Origin of the sequence: Rhodococcus sp. SORGH_AS_0303 (assembly GCF_030819335.1) — a bacterium.
GTDB lineage: Bacteria > Actinomycetota > Actinomycetes > Mycobacteriales > Mycobacteriaceae > Rhodococcoides.
The window spans coordinates 700,182-719,252 of sequence record NZ_JAUTBO010000001.1 but is presented as its reverse complement, the minus strand read 5'-3'; the positions used below and the strand labels follow the sequence as shown (position 1 = coordinate 719,252).

22 protein-coding genes are annotated in these 19,071 nt (G+C 68.8%); 7 read left to right on the top strand and 15 right to left on the bottom strand.

What is annotated here, in order from left to right; all coding sequences use genetic code 11:
* The first annotated feature begins 47 nt into the window (after positions 1-47).
* The gene (locus QE449_RS03450; RefSeq protein WP_027506322.1) at positions 48-749 is read left to right on the top strand and encodes a TetR/AcrR family transcriptional regulator; all 702 of its coding nucleotides are present in this window, start codon (positions 48-50) and stop codon (positions 747-749) included.
* Between the two features lie 6 nt (positions 750-755).
* Here the strand turns inward: QE449_RS03450 and QE449_RS03445 are convergent, their stop codons facing one another.
* Both QE449_RS03445 and QE449_RS03440 read right to left on the bottom strand, forming a co-directional pair.
* Complete coding sequence (locus tag QE449_RS03445; RefSeq protein WP_056441560.1) at positions 756-938, bottom strand: hypothetical protein; 183 nt, start codon at positions 936-938, stop codon at positions 756-758.
* 44 nt (positions 939-982) lie between these two features.
* Positions 983-1,237 carry a hypothetical protein gene (locus QE449_RS03440; protein WP_155957058.1) on the bottom strand — a complete coding sequence of 85 codons (255 nt, stop codon included), beginning with the start codon at positions 1,235-1,237 and terminating at the stop codon, positions 983-985.
* A 204-nt stretch (positions 1,238-1,441) separates the two neighbouring features.
* Between QE449_RS03440 and QE449_RS03435 the strand changes: the two genes are divergently transcribed.
* Positions 1,442-2,017, top strand: a complete 576-nt coding sequence (locus QE449_RS03435) for a type 1 glutamine amidotransferase domain-containing protein (protein WP_155957057.1) — start codon at positions 1,442-1,444, stop codon at positions 2,015-2,017.
* Between the two features lie 7 nt (positions 2,018-2,024).
* Here QE449_RS03435 and QE449_RS03430 read toward each other — a convergent pair whose 3' ends face one another.
* The gene (locus QE449_RS03430; RefSeq protein WP_037186134.1) at positions 2,025-2,513 is read right to left on the bottom strand and encodes a PPOX class F420-dependent oxidoreductase; all 489 of its coding nucleotides are present in this window, start codon (positions 2,511-2,513) and stop codon (positions 2,025-2,027) included.
* A 126-nt stretch (positions 2,514-2,639) separates the two neighbouring features.
* Between QE449_RS03430 and QE449_RS03425 the strand changes: the two genes are divergently transcribed.
* Entirely contained in the window at positions 2,640-3,671 is a 1,032-nt protein-coding gene (locus QE449_RS03425) for a GGDEF domain-containing protein (RefSeq protein WP_051613466.1), read from the top strand.
* Here QE449_RS03425 and QE449_RS03420 read toward each other — a convergent pair.
* From QE449_RS03420 to QE449_RS03410, 3 genes are all read right to left on the bottom strand, one after another.
* Positions 3,597-5,846, bottom strand: coding sequence for an EAL domain-containing protein (locus tag QE449_RS03420; protein WP_307108217.1), 2,250 nt, complete (start codon positions 5,844-5,846; stop codon positions 3,597-3,599). The two genes, QE449_RS03425 and QE449_RS03420, sit on opposite strands and share 75 nt — an antisense overlap.
* 119 nt (positions 5,847-5,965) lie before the next feature.
* On the bottom strand, positions 5,966-7,000 hold the full coding sequence (locus QE449_RS03415; RefSeq protein ID WP_222638054.1) for a PHP domain-containing protein: 1,035 nt from the start codon (positions 6,998-7,000) through the stop codon (positions 5,966-5,968).
* A 120-nt stretch (positions 7,001-7,120) separates the two neighbouring features.
* A complete protein-coding gene (locus tag QE449_RS03410; protein ID WP_307108216.1) occupies positions 7,121-7,486 on the bottom strand; it encodes an STAS domain-containing protein in 366 nt (121 codons plus the stop codon).
* 347 nt (positions 7,487-7,833) lie between these two features.
* Here QE449_RS03410 and QE449_RS03405 point away from each other — a divergent pair, with 347 nt between their 5' ends.
* The 3 genes from QE449_RS03405 to QE449_RS03395 are packed head-to-tail and all read left to right on the top strand — an operon-like array spanning position 7,834 to position 9,950.
* Positions 7,834-8,265 (top strand): ATP-binding protein, encoded by a 432-nt coding sequence (locus QE449_RS03405; protein WP_307108215.1) that lies wholly within the window; start codon positions 7,834-7,836, stop codon positions 8,263-8,265.
* Positions 8,262-9,053: a SigB/SigF/SigG family RNA polymerase sigma factor gene (locus QE449_RS03400; RefSeq protein WP_027506315.1), complete on the top strand. Its 792-nt coding sequence runs from the start codon at positions 8,262-8,264 to the stop codon at positions 9,051-9,053. Before QE449_RS03405 ends, QE449_RS03400 begins: the two co-directional genes overlap by 4 nt.
* A gap of 30 nt (positions 9,054-9,083) precedes the next feature.
* Positions 9,084-9,950 (top strand): PPK2 family polyphosphate kinase, encoded by an 867-nt coding sequence (locus QE449_RS03395; protein WP_204869114.1) that lies wholly within the window; start codon positions 9,084-9,086, stop codon positions 9,948-9,950.
* A 72-nt stretch (positions 9,951-10,022) separates the two neighbouring features.
* On the opposite strand, the gene QE449_RS03390 is transcribed toward QE449_RS03395, so the two are convergent.
* Both QE449_RS03390 and QE449_RS03385 read right to left on the bottom strand, forming a co-directional pair.
* Complete coding sequence (locus QE449_RS03390) at positions 10,023-11,063, bottom strand: NAD(P)-dependent alcohol dehydrogenase (protein WP_027506313.1); 1,041 nt, start codon at positions 11,061-11,063, stop codon at positions 10,023-10,025.
* 64 nt (positions 11,064-11,127) lie between these two features.
* Positions 11,128-11,388: a hypothetical protein gene (locus tag QE449_RS03385; protein WP_307108214.1), complete on the bottom strand. Its 261-nt coding sequence runs from the start codon at positions 11,386-11,388 to the stop codon at positions 11,128-11,130.
* Positions 11,389-11,492: 104 nt separating this feature from the next.
* Here QE449_RS03385 and QE449_RS03380 point away from each other — a divergent pair, with 104 nt between their 5' ends.
* Positions 11,493-12,350, top strand: coding sequence for a class I SAM-dependent methyltransferase (locus tag QE449_RS03380; RefSeq protein WP_261775939.1), 858 nt, complete (start codon positions 11,493-11,495; stop codon positions 12,348-12,350).
* On the opposite strand, the gene QE449_RS03375 is transcribed toward QE449_RS03380, so the two are convergent.
* Genes QE449_RS03375 through QE449_RS03345 form a run of 7 tightly spaced genes read right to left on the bottom strand, consistent with a single transcriptional unit; the run spans position 12,323 to position 19,067 of the window.
* On the bottom strand, positions 12,323-12,904 hold the full coding sequence (locus tag QE449_RS03375) for a hypothetical protein (protein ID WP_051613463.1): 582 nt from the start codon (positions 12,902-12,904) through the stop codon (positions 12,323-12,325). The two genes, QE449_RS03380 and QE449_RS03375, sit on opposite strands and share 28 nt — an antisense overlap.
* A 40-nt stretch (positions 12,905-12,944) precedes the next feature.
* Positions 12,945-13,895 carry an MlaD family protein gene (locus QE449_RS03370; protein ID WP_307108213.1) on the bottom strand — a complete coding sequence of 317 codons (951 nt, stop codon included), beginning with the start codon at positions 13,893-13,895 and terminating at the stop codon, positions 12,945-12,947.
* Complete coding sequence (locus QE449_RS03365) at positions 13,892-14,959, bottom strand: MlaD family protein (protein ID WP_222631988.1); 1,068 nt, start codon at positions 14,957-14,959, stop codon at positions 13,892-13,894. Before QE449_RS03365 ends, QE449_RS03370 begins: the two co-directional genes overlap by 4 nt.
* Positions 14,956-16,020 carry an MCE family protein gene (locus QE449_RS03360; RefSeq protein WP_056441526.1) on the bottom strand — a complete coding sequence of 355 codons (1,065 nt, stop codon included), beginning with the start codon at positions 16,018-16,020 and terminating at the stop codon, positions 14,956-14,958. Before QE449_RS03360 ends, QE449_RS03365 begins: the two co-directional genes overlap by 4 nt.
* A gap of 1 nt (position 16,021) precedes the next feature.
* Positions 16,022-17,002, bottom strand: a complete 981-nt coding sequence (locus tag QE449_RS03355; protein ID WP_222649820.1) for an MlaD family protein — start codon at positions 17,000-17,002, stop codon at positions 16,022-16,024.
* Entirely contained in the window at positions 16,999-18,024 is a 1,026-nt protein-coding gene (locus tag QE449_RS03350; RefSeq protein ID WP_285184305.1) for an MCE family protein, read from the bottom strand. The genes QE449_RS03355 and QE449_RS03350 overlap by 4 nt, the downstream gene beginning before the upstream one ends.
* Positions 18,021-19,067: an MlaD family protein gene (locus QE449_RS03345; RefSeq protein ID WP_027506308.1), complete on the bottom strand. Its 1,047-nt coding sequence runs from the start codon at positions 19,065-19,067 to the stop codon at positions 18,021-18,023. Before QE449_RS03345 ends, QE449_RS03350 begins: the two co-directional genes overlap by 4 nt.
* Positions 19,068-19,071: the final 4 nt, after the last annotated feature.

Here is a 19,071-nt window from a genome sequence, read left to right as displayed (position 1 = left end):
CCGGGGCCCGGAAGACCGGGCGAACCCGTTCCGCCAGGGCCGAGACGGTGAAGCCGGATTCCGACGACACCGCGACCGACGCCCGCACGGACAAGCCGGACGGCCGCAAGCGACGCTGGCGCGAGCACAAGATCGCCCGTCGCGAGGAACTGGTGGACGGCACTCTCGCCGCCATCCGGCTGCGCGGCCGCAACATCGGCATGGACGAGATCGCCACCGAGATCGGTATCTCGAAGACCGTCCTGTACCGCTACTTCCACGACAAGAACGATCTGACCAACGCGACGCTCGAGCGATATGTGGAGACGACTCTCGCACCGCGGATCTACGACGCGATCAGCGTCGAGCTCGACGAGTACAACCTCACCCGCCAGGTGGTCGCCGCGTACGTGGAGACCGTCGCGGACGACCCCGAGGTCTACCTGTACGCGATGTCGAACAGCTCGGGGCCGAACCGCGACGTGGTCGCCGAGTCGGAACGCATGATCGCCGAACTGCTGGCGACGGTGCTCGGTGAGCGCCTGCGCCGGATGGAGATGGACTCGGGCGGCTCGCTGCCCTGGTCGTACGGGATCGTGGGCGGCGTCCAGTTGGCCACGCACTGGTGGATCTCGAACCGGTCGATGTCGGCAGCGGACCTCATCGACTACCTCACCATGATGGTGTGGGGCGGCATCCACGGTGTCGCGGAAGCGGGCGGTTCGCCCTCACGCTTCAACGCGGTCGACCACCCACTCGTCGACGAATAGAGGCGCCTAGCGGTCGTGCTCGTCGTCGAGCGGGACGTCGCGACTCTGCTCGAGCAGGTCCGCGTCGGAGGCGTCGTACGTCACGGCGACCGTGGGCGTGACCGCGTCGGTGTCGTCGTCCTGCACCGTGTCCTGCTCCTGCTCGAGAGCGTCCTCGACGGGAAGTTCCGGGCTCGTGAAATCGGGCATCTGTCGTTCCCTCCCTCGGTGAGTCTGCGTGGGCCGTTCCGAGGTTACCGGCGCTCGACCGGAACCAACACCACGGCCATACCGGCCATCCCGATCATGAGGACACCGACCAGAGCTCCCAGGGCGAAGGAGTTCACCGCGGCCGCCACGAAGGCCGCCATCCCGGCGCACAGGGCGACCATCAGGACGATTCCCGCCGTGGTGTGCTCGAAGAGGCAGGTCATCACGGGTGCCTCGGCGGCATCGCCGGCGGTGTCGGGCACGACCGCTCCGGCCGCGTCCACTGTCGGTGTGCTCACTGGTGTTCCCCTCTCCCGCGTCACCTCTCGGTGAACGCAGCGGCGCCTCGATCGGACGTGCTCACCATCCGGTCGAAGGGCAGATACCCGCGCCCGGGCCGATCCAACCCGCCGAGGGTGTGCCGTTTCCCACCACCGGGTGCCGGGTAGATCGGGACAGCCGCATCGCGTCCCGCGACACGGCGAGAACGAGAGAGGTTCACGATGACTGACACTCCGAACACCGACTCCGGGTCGGCCCGCCGCACCGTGGCGTTCCTCGCGACGGACGGTGTCGAGCAGATCGAGCTCACCGCTCCCCGCGAGGCACTCGATCAGGCCGGAGCGACCACGGTGCTGCTCTCGCTGACCCACGGTGAGATCCAGGCCTTCGAGAACGACACCGAACCCGCCGACACCTTCGCCGTCGACCAGTTGGTCGCCGAGGCCTCCGTCGACGACTTCGACGCGCTGGTCCTGCCGGGTGGAACGACCAACCCCGACACGCTGCGCCTCGACACCGACGCGGTGTCGTTCGTCCGCGACTTCGTGAACTCCGGCAAACCGGTGGGGGTGATCTGCCACGGCCCGTGGACGCTCGTCGAGGCCGACGTCGTACGCGGTCGCACGCTGACCTCGTACCCGAGCGTGCGTACCGACATCAGGAACGCCGGCGGCACGGTGGTGGACGAGGAGGTCGTCGTGGACGGCAACCTGATCTCCAGCCGCAACCCGGACGACATCCCCGCGTTCTGCGAGGCCGTGGTCCAGGCCGTCACCGCTCTCGACGCGGCCGAGTGAGCCGGGGTCAGCCGTTCGACTCGTCGGCCGGCTGATCCTGCGCGGGCGGCGGGAATCCGCCGGTCGCGATCGGTCCCCACGTGTCGATGGCGATGCGGATGATCGACTTGCCCTGCGTCACCATCGCCTGCCGGTACTCGTCCCAGTCGGGGTGCTCGCCCGCGATCGCCCGGTAGTAGTCCACGAGCGGCTCGACGGAGTCGGGCAGGTCGATGACCTCCGCGGTGCCGTCGATCTGCACGTAGGGGCCGTTCCAGTCGTCGGAGTGGATGCAGAGCGTGACGGCCGAGGACCGACGGATGTTCACGGTCTTCGCGCGCTGCGGGTACGTCGAGACGACGATGCGCCCCTGCGCGTCGAGCCCGCAGGTCACGGGTGAGATCTGCAGTCCACCGGACTGCTTCGTGGTGACCAGGGTGGCGTGATGCCGCTCGGCGACGAAGCGATGCAGGGCATCGAGATCGACTCGGTCGGCTGTTGCGTACGTCGGTGCCATGATTCGAGGGTAGGTGCTCGCCCGCCGGGGGCTAGAATCGGTGCCGACAGACGACACTCGGTCCGGACTCACCGGCCACGCGGTTCCGGGGGTGCCGCGGTCGACCTTCCGCCCTCAGGACAGACCGTGACCGTTCCACCTCGTCCCCCCTCGATCGCACCGCCGCCCTCCGCGCTCTCCACCTTCGACGCCGCGGGCGCGGCCGTCGTCGCGTATCTCGACAGCATCCTTCCCGCGACGGCCTGGGCCGTCTCGCGCGTCGTCGACGACAAGCAGATCTTCCTGCGCACCAACACCAACGGCCTGGGGATCGACACCGGCCTCGTCGTGGGGTGGAACGAGTCGCTGTGCCATTCGATGACCGAGGGCGAGATCCCGTCCGTCGTGGAGGACCTCGACGACGCGGGCATCCCGCGCATCGGCGTTCCCGGGCACGACCCGGTCCGGTCGTACATCGGTGTGCCCATCCGGCGGGCGGACGGCTCGCTGTTCGGCACGATGTGCGGTTTCGGCTCGCGGCCGATCAGCGGGCCGCTGCCCGCCGGCATGACCGCGCTGCTCGATCTCCTGTCCGGGCTGCTCACCACGGTGTTCGAGACCGACCACGCCCGCGCGGTCGCGGAGCGGTCCGCCGAACTGGCTCGGCGCGAGGCGGAGACCGACCCCCTCACCGGACTCTTCAACAGGCGGGGATGGAACCGGGTGCTCGAGCCCGAGGACGCGCGCTGGACTCGCTTCGCCGACCCCGGCGCCGTGGTGGTCGTCGACCTCGACGGGATGAAGCAGGTGAACGACCGGCACGGCCATGCCGCGGGAGACCGGGTGATCCGACGCGCCGCCGAACTGCTGCGGGCGTGGGCTCACGAGTCCGACGTCGTGGCCCGTCTCGGCGGCGACGAGTTCGGAGTCCTGGTGTTCGACCGCGACGCCACCGACGTCGACGGCATGCTCACGGCCCTGGAGTCCTCCGCCCACGCGGCGGATGTGCCGATGTCGGTCGGCTGGAGCACGGTCACCGAGGCCGGCAGCATCACCGCGTCGTGGTCGCTCGCGGACGAGAACATGTACGTGTCGAAGCGTCGGTCACCGAGCAGGTCCGGCATCGACATTCATCCGACCCCCGGACGCCACCAGGGCGGTCACGTCGCCCGGCGGTAGTGGTCGCGCCATCAGGTAGCCCTGGGCGTAGCCGCATCCGCACCGGACGAGGCTGTCGAGTTGGGCCGTGGTCTCCACACCCTCGCCCACCACGTCGAGACCGAACGCGTCGGCCACCGACACGACGGCGCGGATGACCGCCTCCGACTGCTCGGTCGGCAGGTCGGCGACGAACGACCGATCGATCTTGATGGCGTCGAGAATCGGGAAGCGCGTCAGGTAGTCCAGCGAGCTGTGGCCGACACCGAAGTCGTCCAGCAGGATCTTGATGCCCATCCGGTGCAGCTCGTCGAGGTTGTTCTTCACGGCGGACGTGTCCTCGAGCCACAGGGTCTCGGTGATCTCGATGCCCAGCAGATCCGGGGCGAGACCGGTGCGCTCGAGCGTGTCGGCGAGGGACGACGCGAACGTGCGCTGACGAAGCTGCAGCGGACTGACGTTGACGCGAAGTTCCACCGGATCACCGGTCTGCCAGCGCGCGGCCTCGGTGCACGCCCGGCGCAGCACCCAGCTGCCGAGCGGCCCGATCAGGCCCGCGCGTTCGGCGGCGGGAACGAACTCGTCGGGCCCGACGACGCCGAGACTCGACGTGGTCCACCGCGCGAGCGCCTCGACCCCGGTCATGCGTCCGGATCGGATGTCGAACACGGGTTGGTACGCCACGTCGAGGTCGTCGTTCTCGATCGCGGACCGGAGCTCCGAGGCGATGGTCAAGCGCCGCAACGCTTCTCCGCCCTGCACCTTGTCGTACAGCTCGTAGCTCCCCGGCCCCTCCTTCTTCGCGCCGCCCATGGCGACGTCCGCCTGGCGGACCATCTCCGCGGCGGTGTGCTCGCCGTACCCGACCGAGATGCCCATGCAGGCGGTGACGGTCGTCGTCCGGTTCCCGATGGTGAGCGGACGGCGGAACATGGCCAGCACACCCTGGGCGACGCCGATGGCGTCGAAGGTGCTGCGCAGGCCCGGGCACACGAGCAGGAACTCGTCGCCGCCGAAGCGGGCGACGGTGTCGGAGGGCCTGACGGTGCGCGTGAGCATCGGCGCCACCGCCGCGAGCACCGCGTCCCCCGCGCCGTGGCCGAAGCTGTCGTTGATGGTGCGGAAGTCGTGGAGGTCCACCAGGATCACCGCGGTGAGCGTGCCGTCCTCGCGCGAGACTCCGAGCGCGGAATCGATGCGTTGGTACGCGAGCGTGCGATTCGCCAACTGCGTCAGCGGGTCGTGCAGGCTGCGGTATCGCAGCTCGCGTTCGAGGTCGGACCGGCGCACGGCGGACGCCAGCACCGCGGTTACCGTGACGACGAAGGACAGCGTGTCGGCCGACGGCGTGTGCGGCTCGGTGCGATAGACGACGAGGACACCCCACGTGCCTTCGCCCCCGCGGACGGGAGCCGCGATACCGCTGCGGAGGTCGTGGTCCTCGAGCAGGGTGACGTCGAAGCGGGTCTCGTCGCGGGTGTCCGCGCACACGATCACCTCCTCGCGCTCGAGCGCGTAGCCGGCCAGCGTCGCGGTGCCCGAGGGCAGGGTCTCTTCGTCGGGCGGCTCGAAGGTGGCCGCGTGGACGGCCAGGCGGTCCGCACCGCGTCGGCGGAACACCACGGCGTGCGTGGCACCGACAAGGTCCACGATGGACTGCAGAGCGGTGGCCACGAGGTCGTCGAAGGATCCGGTGAGCGCCGCACGGTTGAGCCCGGCGACGATGCGCTGCTCGCGCGCTCGGCGGCGGACGGCGGTGAGGGCGTCGACGAGCTCCTCCTCGCGCTCCTGCCGCTCGGAGCCGTCCACGAGTGTCGCGACCACGACCTCGTGGCCGTCGGTGGGCCCGAGTACCCAGGCGGACACCAGGATCGGTCGGGCCGGAGTTCCCACCGCGATCCGACCGGTCCAGGCTCCCGTGGCGTTCAGCTCGGCGAGAATGAGGTCGAGTGTCGAGGCGGCCGTGTCCGCGACGAGGTCTCGCGCGGACGGGTTCTCGTGGGCCGGGAACTCGAGGATGGTGCGGGCGGCGGCATTGGCGTACCGCACGGAGGTGTTGCGATCGAAGACCACGACACCGTCCTGGGACGACTCGGAGATCGCCGTCAGCGCTGCCAGAACGGTGCGCCTGTCGCCGGCGTCGCCCGAGTCCGAACCACCAGAGTTCAGGCCACCCGAGTTCAGGCTTCCCGTCACCACGTCTCCGCCCCCAGACCCGTTTCCGCCCCCAGCAACACCTCGCGATTGTTCCACCTTCGACGCACTCTGCCCGTTCTTTGCCCGCTTTTCCTCTCGGGGACCGGTACCTGCCCGCGTCACGCTCCGTCCGACGACGCCCAGTCCAGCAACCGGTCGACCGGCCAGGTGGTGACGATACGGTCCGGCGGAACGCCCACCGCGGTGGCACGCGCACAACCGTGGCCGAGCCAGTCGAGTTGGCCGGGGGCGTGCGCGTCGGTGTCGATGCTGAACAGGCAGCCGATCTCCAGAGCGAGCTCCATCAACCGCTCCGGCGGGTCCTGGCGCTCGGGACGCGCGTTGATCTCCACCGCGGTCCCGTGGTCACGGCACGCCTCGAACACGGCACGGGCGTCGAACGTCGACTCGGGGCGGGTGCCGCGTCCGCCCTCGACGAGACGGCCGGTGCAGTGGCCGAGAACGTCGACCTGCGGGTTCGTCACCGCGGCGATCATGCGCGCCGTCATCGTGGCGCTGTCCGCGCGCAGGTGGGAGTGGACGCTCGCGACGACGATGTCGAGGTCGTCGAGCAGCTCCGGCTCCTGGTCCAGCGACCCGTCGTCGAGGATGTCGACCTCGATGCCGGTCAGCACCCGCATCGGCCGCCCGCCGTCGGTCTCGAACCGTCGCTGCACCTCGTCCATGACCTCGAGCTGGGCGCGAAGTCGGTCGGCGGAGAGCCCGTGGGCGACGGTCAGACGCGGTGAATGGTCGGTGAGCACCCAGTACTCGTGCCCGATCCTGCGCGCGGTCTCCGCCATCTCCTCGATCGGACTTCCCCCGTCCGACCAGTCGGAGTGCGTGTGCAGATCCCCGCGCAGAGCTGTTCGCAGTTCCTCGCCGCCGACACCGATGGGCTGTGCCTCGGCGCGCAGTTGCAGGAGGTACTCGGGAACCTCGCCGGCCGCGGCCGCCGCGGCGACCGCGGAGGTCTTCGGACCGATGCCGCGCAGGGTGGTCCAGCCGTCGGTGCGAGCGAGCTCGGCCACCCTGTCGGCGTCCAGTGCGGCCAGGACGTCGGCGGCGGTGCGGTAGGCCTTGACCCGGCGCGTCTCGGCCCGCGACCGCTCGAGCCAGAACGCCACCTCTCGCAGTGCGGCAACAGGTTCCATGCCGTCAGAGCCTACGGCCCCGGACATGACACTGCCCCTGCCACCGGGAACCGGCGACAGGGGCAGGGGGGAGCGACGACCCGGACGAACCGGATCACGCCGAGTTTCGGTGCAGCGTGGTCAGCGGACCACGCGTGCGGTGGGCTCCCACCGAGCGGCACCCATGACGCGGGTGACCGCGTCGCCGACCACGAGGGTCAGGTGGGAACCGTTCGCCGCGCTGCGGTCGTCGAGACCCGCCACCACGGAAAGTGCTGCGGTGCCGAAGAAGTCGACTCCGGACAAATCGAGCACGATGCTTCGTCCCACCTCGACGTCGTTGCTCACGACGTCCGAGAAGGTGGACGAGTTGGACAGGTCCACACTGCCGGTGACGCGGTACGTGGTCTCCGAGTCGGTGCGCACGACGGAGATGAGTCCGCCGAGCATGACGACGTCGTCGCCGAGAGTGGTGGTGGTGGATGCGTGTGAAGTCGAAACAGTCATGATTCTCCAAATGCCGATCTAGCTGGAGAAGCAGAGCAATGGTGCTGCAGGTGAAAGAACCCGTCCGCGACTGCAGAATGAGTGGCGGTTGGTGGAAAGGAGTCCGAGCGACCATCGACGGTGCTTCGTACGTCGGCTGCTGACTCAACCTGTCTCTGAACCTACGCTACCCGGAGCAGTCTGCCAACCACTTCGGTGAGGATCCTGGTGAACATCGAGCGACGCCGCGGGAGACGCCGCCGGTACGGTGCACGTTTTGCGACGACGGCCCCCGGGTAATCTCGACCGGTCGAACACGTACGAGGTTCGTCTGAACCGACACGCGACACGAAGAAGTGGGAGACCTCATGACACGGGCCATCACGACGGAGCCGAACACGGAGGGGGCCGACGCCACCATCGAACTCGGTGTCCACGCCGACGCGAGCCAACTGTCGGTCACTCGCGCCGTGGCCGCGACACTCGCCGCCCAGGACGACTTCGATCTGGACAGCATCGCCGACATCCGGCTCGCCATCGACGAGTCCTGCAGCCGCCTCATCGTGCGTGCCACCGCGGGTGCCCGCATGGTGTGCCGTTTCCTCACCGCGGACGACGCCCTCCACGTGTCGGTGACGACGACGACCGAGGCCGGCGCCGATCTGGACGCCAGCGGTTTCGGCTGGCACGTTCTCAACGCCCTGACCGACTCCGTGTCGACGTCGCAGTCCGAGGACGAGCACGGTGTCGTCTCGACCACCATCGAGTTCACCAAGAGCAAGCACGGCTGGGACGAGTGACGACAAGCGAACGCAAGCCGAAGTCGCGGCGCTCGGCGGACGAGTACGCCGACGTAGCCGAGCGCTTCACCCGCATCCGCACGCTGCCCGAGGGCGATCCCCTGCGAGGCAAGCTGCGCGATGAGCTGGTGACGCGGTGCCTGCCACTCGCCGAACACATCGCCCGCCGATTCGACGGCCGCGGTGAGGCGCACGACGATCTGGTGCAGGTCGCCCGCGTCGGGCTGGTCAACGCGGTCGATCGCTTCGACGTCGAACGCGGATCCGATTTCGTGTCCTTCGCGGTACCCACGATCATGGGCGAGGTACGCCGGCACTTCCGTGACGCGGGATGGGCCGTCCGCGTCCCTCGGCGCATGAAGGAACTGCACCTGCAGCTCTCCCGTGCCATCGCGGATCTGTCGCAGACGCAGGGGCGGTCACCGACCGTCTCCGAGTTGGCCGAGTATCTCGACCTGGATCGCGACGAGGTCGCGATGGGGCTCACTGCAGGCAACGCCTACCAGACACTCTCGGTCGACAGTGCTTCCAGCGGAAGCGATTCCGAGGGCCTGTCGTTGGCGGACACCCTCGGTGACTACGACAAGGAGATGGAGAACGTCGAGAACCACGAGGCTCTCCGTCCCCTGCTCGAGAAGCTCCCCGAGCGTGAGCGCAACGTGCTGCTGCTGCGCTTCTTCGGCAACATGACGCAGACGCAGATCGCCGAGAAGATGGGGATCTCGCAGATGCACGTCTCGCGTCTCCTCGCCCGGACACTCGCCCAACTCCGCGAGGAACTGCACTAGAGAAGCGGGGCGTACGCCTACGCTCGCGGGATGAGCAGCTCACCGTCGCCCGGCTTCACCACGAATCTGCCCGCGGCCCTGGCCGCGTCGGGCACGTCGTGGTCGACGGTGGACGCCGCGTCGACGCCCGGTTTCGATCGCGACAAGGACGCCGGCAAGGAGTTGATGTCGGCGCGCGGCAAGATCCTGTCGGAACTTCAGGAGCGTCTGTACGCCTGCGGCAAGAGCGGAGACCACCGGTCGGTCCTGCTCGTGCTGCAGGGGATGGACACCTCGGGCAAGGGCGGCATGGTCCGGCACGTGCTCGGCATGGTCGAGCCCCAGGGTGTCGATCACGCGACCTTCGGCACCCCGACGGAGGAGGAGCGGGCGCACCCGTTCCTGTGGCGCGTGGAGAAGAAGCTGCCGCGACCGGGCCAGATCGGGGTCTTCGACCGGTCCCACTACGAGGACGTCCTCATCGTCCGTGTGAACGAACTCGCGCCTCCCAGCGTGTGGCGCACGCGCTACGACGAGATCAACGACTTCGAGCGCCGCGTGGTCGAGAGCGGCACCACCATCGTCAAGGTGGCCATGGCGCTGTCGTGGGAGCAGCAGGGCAAGCGTCTCGCTCGTCGACTGCGCCGGCCGGACAAGTACTGGAAGTACGACCCGAGCGACATCGAGGCGCGCGAGAAGTGGGTCGCCTACCAGGAGGCGTACCAGGCGGTCCTGGATCGCACCGACACGGAGTGGGCGCCCTGGTACGTGGTGCCGTCCGATCACAAGTGGTACAGCCGCCTCGCCGTCACGGAGCTGCTGACGGGAGCACTGACGTCGTTGGACCTGCAGTGGCCGCCCGCGGACTTCGACGTGGAGCACGAGAAGCAGCGTCTGGCGTCCCTGCCGCGGCCGTGAACGCCGACGGGCGCCGACCGCGAGGTCGGCGCCCGAAGGTGGTGTTCGCAGCTGTGGCGCTGCGCCTGTGGATCAGAGGGTGGCGGTGTCGATCACGAAGCGGTAGCGCACGTCCGACTTGACGACGCGGTCGTACGCCTCGTTGATCTGGTCGCCGGAGATGACCTCGATCTCGGCGCCGATGTGGTGCTCGGCGCAGAAGTCCAGCATCTCCTGGGTCTCGGCGATGCCGCCGACCATGGAGCCCGCGAACGAACGACGGTTCGCCAGCAGGTTGAAGGCCGGGACCTCGAGGGGCTTCTCGGGAACGCCCAACTCGACGAGCGTGCCGTTACGGGCGAGCAGGCCGAGGTAGTCGCCCATCGGCAGGTTCGCGGAGACGGTGTTGAGGATGAGGTCGAACTTCCCGCGCAGGTCCTTCAGCGCGGTGGTGTCCTTCGTGGCGTAGTACTCGTCGGCTCCGAGTCGCTTGCCGTCCTCCTCCTTGCTCAGCGTCTGGCTGAGCACGGTGACGTGAGCGCCGAGCGCGTGGGCGATCTTGACGCCGACGTGGCCCAGTCCGCCCATGCCGATGATGGCGACCTTCTTGTCGGGGCCCGCGCCCCAGTGCTTCAGCGGCGAGTAGAGGGTGATGCCGGCGCACAGCAGCGGCGCGGCGACGTCGAGCTCGACGCCCTCGGGGATGCCCAGCACGAACTTCTCGGTGACGACGATCTGCGTCGAGTAGCCACCGTGGGTGAACTCACCCTCGTACGTCTTCGAGTTGTACGTCTGGACGACGCCCTTGGTGCAGTACTGCTCGTCGCCGTCCTTGCAGGCCTCACAGGTGCCACAGGAGTCGACGAAGCAGCCGACGCCGACGCGATCGCCGACCTTGCGGCTGGTGACGTCGGAACCGACCTCGGCGACGATGCCGGCGATCTCGTGGCCGGGGACGACGGGGTACGTGGTGCCGCCCCACTCGTTGCGGGCGGTGTGGATGTCCGAGTGGCAGATACCGGCGAACTTGACGTCGATCAGGATGTCGTTCGGACCGAGCTCTCGTCGCTCGATGGTGGTCTTCTCGAGCGGTGCGTCGGGTGCGGTGGCGGCGTATGCGGTTGCTGTGGACATGTACACATGTCTACCCGTGCATCGTTGACTCGTAAACCATGTCCGGTTCGTCCCCGGCGACGGATCAGCGAGCGGTGGCCATCCGGTACCCGAGGAAGCCGAGGTACCCCGCGAGCGCGACGAGACCGACCTGGCGCGTGGCCGGGACGGCGATGGCGGTGCCGATCACGAGCTCCGACGCACCGTTGCGGTAGGTCCACGTACGAGTGTCCTTCGGGAACGCCGGCTCGGTGATCGAGCGGAAGGCGTCGGGCGCCACGAAGTGCGCGACACCTGTTGCAGCGAGACCGATTCCAGCGATGGTGGGCACCGTGATCGAAGCCATGACGTGACGTCCTCCCCTGTACGCGAACGGGTCCGACCGGACCCCGTCGGTCACAGTAGCAACGTCCGCACCGCCGTGGGCGTGGTCGCGCTAGCGTGGTCGGTATGGCCGAGACACCCGCGGTACGGCGGACCCGAGAACTGCTCCGAACGGGTGTCGACGCGTCGTCGCCGATGCGCGGAGTGCTCGACGTCCGGGTGACGGACTCCACAGCGCGAGAGGCGTCCCCCGCCTCCGCATCGTCCGTCGCCGGGCGCCTGATGACCTTCTCCCCCCTCGCGGCCGTCTACGAACGCGCGTGGCGGCCTCTGTTCCGCCTGTGGATGGGCGCCGGCGGGCCCTCCGTGGAGGAACAGCGGGCCTACGCGGTGCGTGACCTCGGTCTCGTGTCCCCCGACGTGTCGGTCGTCCTGGACGTCGCGTGCGGACCCGGCAACTTCTCGCGATCGCTGGCCGAGGCCATGCTCACCGGAGCGCACGGTCGGCCTCTCGTGACCGGGCTCGACGTGTCGGAGCCTCTCGTGATCGGCCTGGACGCGTCGGAGCCGATGATCGCCCGCGCGTCGGCGGACACCGACGACGACGAGCACGTCGCCTACCTGCTCGGGGACGCGCGAGAGATCCCGTTCGAGGACGACGCCGTGGACGCGGTGTGCTGCTACGCCGCGCTGTACCTGGTGCCGGAGCCGTACCGGGTCCTCGACGAGATGATCCGGGTGCTGCGACCGGGCGGCCGCATCGCGCTCATGACGACGGTGCGGCGCGGCCCACAGCCGGTCGGGGCGGTCACCGCCGCGGCAGCGAGCACCGTGGGACTGGAGATGTTCCGACGCGACGACATCACCGACGTCCTGCGGGAACGCGGGGTCGAGCATGTGGAGCAGCGCATCCACGGCGCAGCCCAGTTCGTCACCGGGCGGCTGAGCCGCAGCGATCAGGACGTGCCGGTGTCGGCTCCGTAGTCCGAGACCAACCACTCGTCGCCGGTGTGCTCGACGGTCACCGTCAGAAGCGTCGGCACGGCACCGGGTTCAGGCTGCTGCAGGTTCTGCGTGGTTTGGGTCGCGAAGACCGACACCGTGTAGGTGTCGCCCTCCTGCGCCGTGACCGTCGCTGCGTTCACCCGACCCGACGCCACCACCTGCGAGTCGGTCATGATCTGCGTGAGCACCTCGCGCACACCGTCGAAGCGCTCACGCAGAGCGTCGGTGGTGCCCTCCTCGACGCCCCCGAAGAAGCCGTCGATGTCCGTGTGGTCGTAGGTCAACGACCGCTCCGTGTACGCCCGCGCCGTGTTCTCGGCGGTGGCGCGGTCGGCATCGGCTCCGCGTTCCGCGGCCAGGGCCGAGTGGGCGGACTGCCACTGCACTCCTGCCACCACGGCAGCGACGGTCGCGAGCACGGCGACCACGGTGGCGACGATCGCCACGAGGCGCGTCCGGGACGACACCGCGGGCACCGCCGTGTCCGGCGCCGCGTCGTCCTCGGTCGAGGTGGTGTCAAGTTCTGTTGTCATGATGGCCTTCTCGTCGTCCGTCTGATGCAGGAGGGGTACGTCAGTTGCCGGGCAGGGTCACGGCCACCCGAGCCGGTCCGCCGCGCGGGAAGACCTGCTCGAGCATCGTCACCAGGGCGCCGGCATCGACCCGGAGCGGGCGGATCGGCTGTGTGACCGGGCGCAGCACGGTGGCGATGAAGCCGAGGTCCGGCGACAACTGACTCAGGTACTCGTCGATCTTGGGCACCAACCGGGCCAGTTCGCCGTCCCACACGGTCTCGCCGACGTACGAGTAGTCCTCATACGAACCGATCAGGTGGTCGAGACCTGCTCCGGAGGCGTTCAGTTCGGGAACCGCGTCCGCGAGCCGCGGGCCCAGCGCATCGGCGTACGCGTTCTCGCCGAGCACCTGCAGGTTGCGATACAGCCGCCGGATCTCGTCCTTCTTGTCGGCCAACGTGAGGGACAGCAGCCGCAACACCTCGACGACGTTGTCGATGTCCGACTCCCGGCCCCGCGTGGCGGTGTCGACCGTGTCGACGATGCCGCCCAGCGCATCGGTGTCGATCTCGCGCGTGAGTGCCTCGGCGACCGCGAGGGTGTCGCTGACGCTGGGAGCGACCGAGACGTCCGCCGCGTCCACCACGTCCCCGTCCGCCAGGTACGGCCCGGAGTCCGAGTGCGGACGGAAGTCGAGGAACTGTTCGCCCGCCGCGGAGAGATTCGAGACCCGCACCTCGGTGTCGACCGGAATCTTCTGCGCCGCATCCACTCTGACGACGGCACGAAGTCCACCGCCCTCGACGTCGATTCGCTCGACCCTGCCGATGGCGAATCCTCGCAACGTCACCTGAGAAGTGTCGATCAGGCCGCCGGACGTCGTGAGCGGCACGGTGATCTCGGCGTGGTCGCGTCGCGGATCGATGTCCAGGACGTTCAACGACAAATATCCGACACCCAGCACGGCGACCGCCGCGAGCGCCGTGGCGGACAGGATCGAACCCCTCATCGCACGAATCCGATCGATCGCAGAACCTGAATCATCTCGTCGGCTCGATCGAGGCCGTCGGCCGGCCTCCGGCCTTCCCGGTCGGGTGCTTCTCCCGCGGGCGTGTCGCCCGAGACGGAGGCGATGCGGACGTTCGGCGACGACGTGAAGAACGGCACCAGCTTCTCGCGCAGCAGGGCGTCCATGCGGGACGCCAGCATCGGCGCCGTCAGATCGGCCGTGGCGAGAGTGCGGATCATGGGCTGCAGAGTGGCGATCACGTCGTGCAGATCTCCCGCCACCGGGTTGATCACGGCACCGATGTTCCGCGACATGTACCCCAGATCGATCAGGGCGTCGACCACGACCAACAGGGCGTCCGCGAGTCCCGCGACACGTTCCGGACCACTCGTCAGGATGGTGTCGAGCGTGTCCGTCTTCTCGGCGAACGACCGGGTCACCGCCTCGGCGCCGCCCAGGATGCGGTCGAGCTCCGTCGTGTTGGTCGCCAGGTCCCGCAACGCCTCTCGGGCCTTGTCGTTGATGAGGTCGACCGTCGCCGGATCCGGCGGGATCGCCCGGTTGAACCGATCGATGGACCGCTGGAAGTCGACGATGTGCCCGCCGGCCACCACCTCGGAGAGCCCGCGCAGCACGTCTTCGACGTTGTCCGCCGGCGTCGTCCGCTCGAGCGGGATGACATCGCCGTCCTGCAGGGTGGCACCCGAAGTGTCGGATCCGTCCTCCGGACGCTGCAACGCGACGTAGATCTCGCCCAGGATCGTGCCCTGGCGCAGTTCCGCTCGCGTGAGCGCCGGCAGTGCGACGGTGCGATCGACGTTCACGGCGGCGACGGCGGTCGAGCCGGTGAGGGTGACCGACTCCAGGAGCCCGACGTCCACACCGTCGAGGACCACCTTGGCCCGCGCCGGCAGATTCAGCACACTCGAGAACTCGATGTCGACCCGGTAGGTCGGGCCCGGAACGTAACTGCCCGGCACGGGCAGGTCGGCGATCGAGGCACCGCAGCCCGACGCCGTCACGGCCGCGGCCGCCACGGTCAGCGCCGCCAGGAGCCGCTTCACCGGGACCCTGCCGATCCGAGCACGAGCGGGACCAGATCGACGTTCACGGTGGACCCACCCGCGACGGGCACCGCGAACTGCGGAGGTGCGAACGTCAGCCGGGCGGCCTGCGTGTCCGGATCCTGGAGGGAGGCGAGCTGTTCCGTCTGCTTCGGCACCCGCGACAGGATGCTCGCGATGTCGCCGACTCTGCTGACGATGATCGCCACGATCGGGACGACGACGTCGAGCACGCGGTAGAGCGTGGGTGCGAACTTCGGCAGCGTCTTCTCGAGGACGGGGAGAAACTCGACCGTCAGGTCGATCGCCTGGGCGAACCGCTCCGAGAAGTCGCCCGCGGCCCCGAGCCCCTGCTTCAGGTTCTCGATCAGCAGGGTGATGTCCGGCCACCGGTCCACCAGGGTCGCCGTCAGCGTGTCGACGTTGTCGACCATGCGGCGCACCTGGGTGTCCTTGTTCGCCGGATTGCCGACCAGATCGGAGACCTGGGACAGCGCGGTCCCGAGTTGCTCCCCGCTGCCGTCGAGTGCGGTGTCGAGCGAGCGCAGGGTGTCGCCGAGAATCTCCTCGTCCGGCGGCCGCGGGTTGTCCGGATCGGTCGTCGACGTCGTTCCGAGAAGCTCCGCGCCGAGCTTGTTCACCGCCTCGAGGGTGTCGCTGATCCCGATGGGGGTGCGGGTGCGCTCGAGCGGGATGCACTCGTCGCGATCGAGGGGCACGCCGTCGCGATACGGCGTGGTCAGTTCGAGCCGGCGATCGGTGACGATGGAGTCCGACATCGTCACCGCACCCACGTCGGCCGGCAACGTGAGCGAGTCCTCGACGGACATCGTGACCCGGACGTGGTCGCCGCGAGGCTCGATGCCGGTCACCTCGCCCACGGGGATGCCGAGGAGCGTGACGTCGTTCCCCTCGTAGAGACCGACCGAATCGGTCATCTCGGCGCACAGATCCGAGCGCGGGGTCCCGACGAGCTGGGCTGCGGACGACGCCGCGGTCCCGGCGCCGACCAGGACGACGGCGGCGACGGCCACTGCCACCACCTTGCTGCGAGCGGCCACGTCAGCACACCTTTCCGGGAACCGGGACACACAGCGTCGATCCGGTGACGACGGCGGCACTGCGGTCGATGACGGGCCCGGCGCCGGTGTCGAGAAGGCCGGCCATGGACTCGGAGAACTCGCGGCCCGCGGAGATCGCGTCGTCGATGGACCCCGTGCGCTCCTTCAGCGACGCCACGAGATTCTCGACCTCGTCGATCGTGGGGCCGAGCCCCTCGTCGAGCGCCATGATCGGTCGGTGCAGGAGCGAGAACAGCCGGTAGAGCTTGTCGGCGGCCGCGGCGACGTCGGCGCGCTTCGCGCCCAGCTTGGAGGTGATGATGCCGATCTGCTTCAGCAGCCCCAGCAGGATCTCGCGATCGGTCGCCAGTTCGCCGATGTACTCGTCGGCCACGTCGAGGCTCCGGTCGAGATCGTCCTGGCGATCGGCGATCGCACCGGTCATGGACGTCAGGGTCGTGGTGATGTCACGGATCGACTCCGGCTGAGCCTGCACGGCCCGATCGATCTCGGCGATGTTCTGCCGCAACGACGTTCCGTCCAGATCGCGGAGGATCGGCGTCGCCGCCTCGACCGTGTCGGACAGCGAGAACGGCACGCGGGTGTGCTCGAGCGGGATCTCCCCGTCCTGCAGCTCTCCGGTACCGCCGGGAGTCAGCGAGAAGTAGTGGCCCCCCACCGGCGTCAGCAGGCGCACCCCGAGCGACGTCGCGTCGCCCAGTTCGACGTTCTCGTCCACCTCGAAGGCCACCTCGACGTGGTCGCCGTCCAGCTTCATCGACGTCACCGATCCCACCGAGATACCGGCGATGCGGACGTCGTCCCCGGCGTGCGCTCCGCCGGTCGTCTCGAATGCCGCTGTGTACGTGCGATGCCCGATGGGAAGCGAGTACACGACGACGGCGGCCACCACGGCGACGACGAGCGCGAGCACACCCACGATTCCCCAGACGGTCTGGCTTCCCTGACGCACGGAGCTCATCGGCACACCACCAGGCGCTGGGTTCCGAGCACGACCGAGCCGATGCCGGGAATCTCGGTGTCGCCGGCCGAGCACGCGGAGACCTGCCCCTCGGGGGCGTTGCGCACCGTCTGGTCGACACCGCGCAGCAGACTGGGCACCATCGCGAGCAGGTCCACCAGTTGCTGAGCTCCCGGTACGAGCCGCCTGAACGCCGAGTCCACCGGGCCGTACTCGGAGTCGTAGGTGTCGCGCAACTGCTCTCCGATCGAGATGAACGGTCCCTGACCGGAATTGATGTCGTCGACGGACGAGAGCAGGGTGTCGGCCCTGTCGGCGAACGTCGACACCACGCGGTCGAGTTCGGCGAACAGTCGACCCAGTTGCTCCGAGCGCTCGGCCACCACACCGGAGATGGCGCCCAGGTTGCGGATGAGGAGCACGATGAGGTCCTCGCGCTGCGAGGCATAGGTGGTCAGCCCGTCCAGGTCACGCAGGACCGGCCCGAGGCCCGACCCGTCGCCCTGCACGAGATCGAGCACGTTCTGCGCGAACCGGTTCACCTGGTCGGTGTCGATGGTCTCGAAGATGGGCTGGAACCCGTCGAAGAGCGTCGTGATGTCGAACGACGGCACGGTCATGTCGTCCGCCAGCGAGGACCCCGGTGCCAACTCGGATCCCGAGTCGTCGGTGCTGATGAGCTCGAGATACCGCTGACCCAACAGGTTCTGGTAGCGCACAGCAGCTTTCGTGGTCGTGAGCACCGGCCGGTCGGAGTCGACCTCGAAGGACACCCTGGCCCGGTTCCCGTCGAGTTCGATGTCGTTCACCGACCCCACGAGCACGCCCGAGAGGCGGACGTCGTCACCGGCGTAGAGACCGGAGACATCGTCGAAACGCGCGTCGAACGTCGACCGGTCGTCGCCGCCGCCGTTGCGCAGCGCGCCGCCCACGAGGACGAGACACAACACGGCCACGAGCGCGAACGCACCGAGCTTCACCAGGGTCGCCACCGGCGTCCCCACCACCGACGAGCGCGTCACAGCACACCGCCCAGTCGCGCCGCGAAGGCTTCCGCCGGACCGGCCATGGCGGGCATGTTCTTCACGATCACCTGAAGTTGCAGCTGGGTCCGGCCGTCGACGTTCGGGAAAGCGTCCTCGACGCCGGAGATCACGTCGGGCACACGCTGGTATGCCGGCGCGAGCGTTCCCGCCGAGAGCGCCACCGGCAGCAACACGTCCAGCAGGGTGTCGAGCAGCGGGCGGAGGTACGGACCGTTGTCGCGCAACAGATCTCCCAGTGGGATCGAGAGGCCGGATCCGAGTCCGGACATGGCCTTGATCGCCCGCGCACTGTTCTCCGGATTCTCGAAGTACTCACTGCTGGTGACGACCTGGTCGATCACGTCGGTGACCGGTCCGATGGAGGCGCCCAGCCCGTCCGCCAACTCACCACCGCGGTGCAGCTTCCAGGCGAGCGGCGCACGCTGGGTCTCGGCCATCATCTGCGCGGTGTCGAAGAAGGGCTTCAGGCTGTCGCCGAACTCCGAGGACACGCGGGACGCCAGGTCGAGCACCCGCTCGGTGTTGTCCGCGTCCAGCACGTCGGTCAGATCGGCGAGTCGGCGGAAGACGCCGGTGACCGTCGCCGTCTCGGTGTCGTCGCCCAGTGCCAGGACGGTGTCCTCGCGCAGCGGGGATCCCTGTCCCTCCGAGTACAATTCGATGACCGTCGCTCCGAAGACAGTCGCGGAGGAGAACCGCGCGGTGACGTCGTCGGTCAGGACCGAGGCGACGGCCGGCTCGATGTGGGCGTGCACTCGCTGCGATCCGAACCCGAGCGGCTCGATCTCGTCGACACGGCCTATGGGTAGTCCGCGGTACTTGATGTCCGACCCGACCGCGAGGCCGTCACCGACGGCGGTGCTGTCGATCGTGAGATCGAAACGGGACTCGAAGTCACCGGTGGCGTACTTGCCGAGCACCACACCGAGGACCACGAGCACGACGGCCACCACGAGGCCACGTACCCGGAGCGAGCGAGGGCCCGCGGATCTGCGGGACAGATCGTCGAAGACTGCCATGGTC

Coding starts and splice junctions, on each gene's coding strand:
- QE449_RS03370 (WP_307108213.1), bottom strand. CDS start 13,895: ATGAGGGGTTCGATCCTGTCCGCCACGGCGCTCGCGGCGGTCGCCGTG.
- QE449_RS03395 (WP_204869114.1), top strand. CDS start 9,084: ATGAGCAGCTCACCGTCGCCCGGCTTCACCACGAATCTGCCCGCGGCC.
- QE449_RS03430 (WP_037186134.1), bottom strand. CDS start 2,513: ATGGCACCGACGTACGCAACAGCCGACCGAGTCGATCTCGATGCCCTG.
- QE449_RS03415 (WP_222638054.1), bottom strand. CDS start 7,000: ATGGAACCTGTTGCCGCACTGCGAGAGGTGGCGTTCTGGCTCGAGCGG.
- QE449_RS03445 (WP_056441560.1), bottom strand. CDS start 938: ATGCCCGATTTCACGAGCCCGGAACTTCCCGTCGAGGACGCTCTCGAG.
- QE449_RS03375 (WP_051613463.1), bottom strand. CDS start 12,904: ATGACAACAGAACTTGACACCACCTCGACCGAGGACGACGCGGCGCCG.
- QE449_RS03390 (WP_027506313.1), bottom strand. CDS start 11,063: ATGTCCACAGCAACCGCATACGCCGCCACCGCACCCGACGCACCGCTC.
- QE449_RS03405 (WP_307108215.1), top strand. CDS start 7,834: ATGACACGGGCCATCACGACGGAGCCGAACACGGAGGGGGCCGACGCC.
- QE449_RS03380 (WP_261775939.1), top strand. CDS start 11,493: ATGGCCGAGACACCCGCGGTACGGCGGACCCGAGAACTGCTCCGAACG.
- QE449_RS03435 (WP_155957057.1), top strand. CDS start 1,442: ATGACTGACACTCCGAACACCGACTCCGGGTCGGCCCGCCGCACCGTG.
- QE449_RS03410 (WP_307108216.1), bottom strand. CDS start 7,486: ATGACTGTTTCGACTTCACACGCATCCACCACCACCACTCTCGGCGAC.
- QE449_RS03385 (WP_307108214.1), bottom strand. CDS start 11,388: ATGGCTTCGATCACGGTGCCCACCATCGCTGGAATCGGTCTCGCTGCA.
- QE449_RS03355 (WP_222649820.1), bottom strand. CDS start 17,002: ATGAGCTCCGTGCGTCAGGGAAGCCAGACCGTCTGGGGAATCGTGGGT.
- QE449_RS03345 (WP_027506308.1), bottom strand. CDS start 19,067: ATGGCAGTCTTCGACGATCTGTCCCGCAGATCCGCGGGCCCTCGCTCG.